This is a genomic window from Sphingomonas sp. 3-13AW (assembly GCF_049311085.1).
Lineage (GTDB): Bacteria > Pseudomonadota > Alphaproteobacteria > Sphingomonadales > Sphingomonadaceae > Sphingomonas.
Window position 1 is genome coordinate 1 of sequence record NZ_JASNVZ010000048.1, and the last position, 3471, is coordinate 3471.

The window sequence follows — 3471 nt, forward strand, 5'->3', positions numbered from 1 at the left end:
AGCGTGGGGTCGCCTGCACCCGGGGGCGGCGGCGGCGGAAGCGTGGGGTCGCCGGCAAAACCGGGGGTCCTGGTCACTCGGCCGTTGGAATAGCCACCCTTCAGATAGATGACACCGCGACGCAGGACGTAGCCGGCGCGCGCGCCGACCGTGATGTTTCGCCCAAGCTCCGTGCAGACGCGACGGCCGTTGGGACCGAAGCAGTCTTCGACGGTCGAGCCCTCGATCCCGGCATAGCCGCCGATCAGCAGCGGCCCGCTCGTGACATAGTCGTATCCGGCCTCTAGGCCCCAGGCGACGCCGCTCTTGCTGACCTTGTCGGTGACGACGACGGTGGGGGCGTCGATCTTCTCCTTGAAAGTAGCCCGGTCCCATCCGACGCGCCCTTCGACGCGTACGCCTGAATTGACGGCCCTTTCGGTCTGTGCCGCCGCAGGTGCAGCGATGACGAGCGCAAGTGCGCTTGCGACTAAATACTTCATATCGCGTCCCAATCTTGCTTTCGTGGTGGTTGTCACCTGGGTCCGCGAGATAGTTTGGGGGGATTCGGCGGGACATGCGTACCTATACGTACGCCATTGCAAACAGGGCCAAGGTGTTGCCCGAATGCCCCAGTTTAAGACAGGGAAGCCACCAAACCAGCAACCCGCAAGCGGCGCTTAAGGGAAGTATGGATCAGGCCTTGTCGTCGCGCTCCGCCGGACTCGGCCGGGGCTCCGCCGGGGTGTCGTCGTCGATCAGGACGCGCATGGCGGCGCCGTCCATGTCCTCGAACTGGCCGGACTTCACCGACCAGAAGAACGCGCCAAGGCCCGCCAGCCCCAGCAGGAGGGCGATGGGGATCAGCACGACCAGGCCGTTCATCGGGCAGCACTCCGCAGGCGCAGCGCATTGGCCACGACGATCAGCGAGGATCCGGACATGGCGAGCGCCGCAATCAACGGCGTCACATAGCCAGCGATGGCCAGCGGCACGGCGAACACATTGTAGCCGATCGCCAGGGTGAAGTTCTGCCGCACCACCTTCATGGTCCGGCGGGCGGCCGCGACCGCGATGGGCACCGGCATCAATCGGTCGCCCAGGAACAGCAGGTCCGCCGCGGTCTGGCCGACGTCGCTGGCAGACGAGGGCGCGATCGATACATGGGCGGCCTTCAGCGCGGGGCCGTCGTTGAGGCCGTCGCCGACCATCAGCACCCGGCGGCCGGAGGCGGCGAGCCGCTCGATCGCGGCGAACTTGTCGGCGGGGGAGAGTTCGGCGGTCGCCTCCATCGCCAGCTGCCGGCCGATCGCATCGACCGCCTGTGCGCGGTCGCCCGAGAGGATGGAGGGGGCAAGGCCCTCCCGCTGCAGCCGTGCGACGGCGGCTTCGGCATCGGGGCGCAGGGCATCCTCGAAGCGCAGCAGCCGGGCGGGGCCGGTGCCGAGGACGAAGCCGGTGCTGAGCGCCGCGCCGTCCGCCGGCTGCTCGGCGCCGACCCAGTCGCCGCGGCCCAGGCGGGCGCGGACGCCATCGGCCTGGCCCTCGATCCCCAGGCCCGGCTGCTCCAGCATGTCGGTGAGGGCCGCTGCCTGGATGCCTTCTGCCTCCAGCGTGAGTGCGAGCGCACGCGACAGCGGATGCCGGCTCGCGCGGGCGAGGGCCAGCGCGACGGGCTTTTCCTCGGCAGTGAGCGGCAGCGTCCCCAGCGGTGTCGGCCGCCCAAGGGTGAGGGTGCCCGTCTTGTCGAAGAGGGCGACGTCCGCCTCCGCCAGCCGTTCGAGGGCCGAGCCGTCCTTGATCAGCACGCCCGCTCGCATCAGCGCGCCTGCGGCGACGACCTGCGCGACCGGCACCGCCAGCCCCAGCGCGCAGGGACAGGTGATGATCAGCACCGCCACCGCGATCAAAACGGACTGATGGATGCCGGCGCCTGCCAGCATCCAGCCGAGGAAGCTCAGCGCGGCGAGGCTGTGGACGGCGGGGGCATAGAGCCGCGAGGCGCGATCGGCGATGCGGACATAGCGCGACTTGGCGCCGCCCGCCGCCTCCATCAGCCGGGCGATGTCGGCGATCGCCGTCTTCTCGCCCGCGGCCGTGACCTTTACGACCAGCGGCCCGTCCATGTTGATCGTGCCGGCGAGCACGCGGCTGCCGGGGGACACCGCCTCGGGCAGGCTCTCTCCGGTGATGAGCGACCGGTCGACGCTGCTGGTTCCGGTCTCCACGATGCCGTCGGCCGCGAGCCGGTCGCCGGCTGCCACCAGCATGCGCATGTTGGGGGCGAGCTCTTCGGCGGTGCGCCAGTGGGGTGCGCCCTGCTTGTCGAGAACCTGGGCGCCTGGCGCCGTTTGGCGCAGGAGGGCGCCAGCGCTGTCCTGTGCCCGCGCGCGCATCACGCTATCGAGGAAGCGGCCCGCCAGCAGGAAGAACAGCAGCATGACCGCGCCGTCGAAATAGGCGTGGTGGCCCCAGGTCGCGGTCTCATACAGGCTGAGCCCGCAGGCGAGGAGCACGCCGATCGAGATCGGCACGTCCATGTTGGTGCCGCCATGGCGCAACGCCGCCCAGGCGCTGCGAAAAAAGGGCCGGCCGGAATAGGCGACTGCGGGCAGCGCGATCATTGCCGACAGCCAGTGGAAGAGCTGGCGGGTCGCCCCTTCGGCACCCGACCACACCGACACCGACAACAGCATGACGTTCATCGCGGCGAAGCCGGCGACCGCGAGTGCCTTTACCAGCTCGCGGCTCTCTCGGGCAGCGGCGCCGTCCGCTTCGCCCAGGAACGGTTCGGCGGGGAAGCCGATGCGGGCGATGGCGGCGCGCACTGCGGCGGTTTCGAGCTCCGGCAGATGGGTTACTCGGACCCGCTTGGTCGTGAAGTTGACGCGGGCGTCGACCACCCCCGGCGTGGCCGCAAGGCCGCCCTCCAGCTTGGCGATGCACCCGGCGCAGTGCAGCGTGGGCACGCTGAACTGGGTGGTGGCGCAGCCTTCGGCCGCGAGGGCCGCGGGGGCGGGGGCGTTCATGCGGGAACCTCGTCGCCGAAGCGGGCGGTGTTCCTGCCCTCACGCACTTCCATCCGCAGCAGCCAGCGGCCCTTGGGAAGCGGGCGATCGGAGGTGAACACGCCGCCGCCGATGTTGACGAAGCGGAGCTTTTGTTCGGGCGCGCGGCCCAGCGGGTGGATCGCCACCGCATCGATCGTGGCGGCGTAGAGCGGGCCCATCGGCGAGTCCGTGGCGATACGGACGGTGCGGGCAGGGTCGAGGTCGATCGAGAGCTTCCAGCCCAGCGCCTCCTGCGCGCGCGCGTCGGCGAGCCAGCGGTTGAACTTCTGGCTCGCGACATAGCTGTTGTCGACGACGGTGCCGCCGAAGGTGCTGATCGCGGAGCGCGCCATCACCAGGTTCACGGCGATGATCGTGCCGAACATGGCGAGCATGATCGCCAGCATGTGCCACCCGGTGAAGCGGCGGGAGGGGGCGCGGG

Annotated in this window: 4 protein-coding genes; all 4 read right to left on the minus strand. The window is 70.0% G+C overall.

The window, feature by feature from the left end; genetic code table 11:
- A partial coding sequence (locus QP045_RS21400) for an outer membrane beta-barrel protein (RefSeq protein ID WP_422517028.1) occupies positions 1-482 on the minus strand: 482 nt, incomplete at its 3' end.
- Between the two features lie 193 nt (positions 483-675).
- Complete coding sequence (ccoS, locus tag QP045_RS21405; RefSeq protein WP_422517029.1) at positions 676-864, minus strand: cbb3-type cytochrome oxidase assembly protein CcoS; 189 nt, start codon at positions 862-864, stop codon at positions 676-678.
- Positions 861-3008 (minus strand): heavy metal translocating P-type ATPase, encoded by a 2148-nt coding sequence (locus QP045_RS21410; RefSeq protein WP_422517030.1) that lies wholly within the window; start codon positions 3006-3008, stop codon positions 861-863. Before QP045_RS21410 ends, ccoS begins: the two co-directional genes overlap by 4 nt.
- Positions 3005-3471: FixH family protein (locus QP045_RS21415; protein WP_422517031.1), on the minus strand; the 467-nt coding region annotated here is incomplete at its 5' end. The genes QP045_RS21410 and QP045_RS21415, both read right to left, overlap by 4 nt.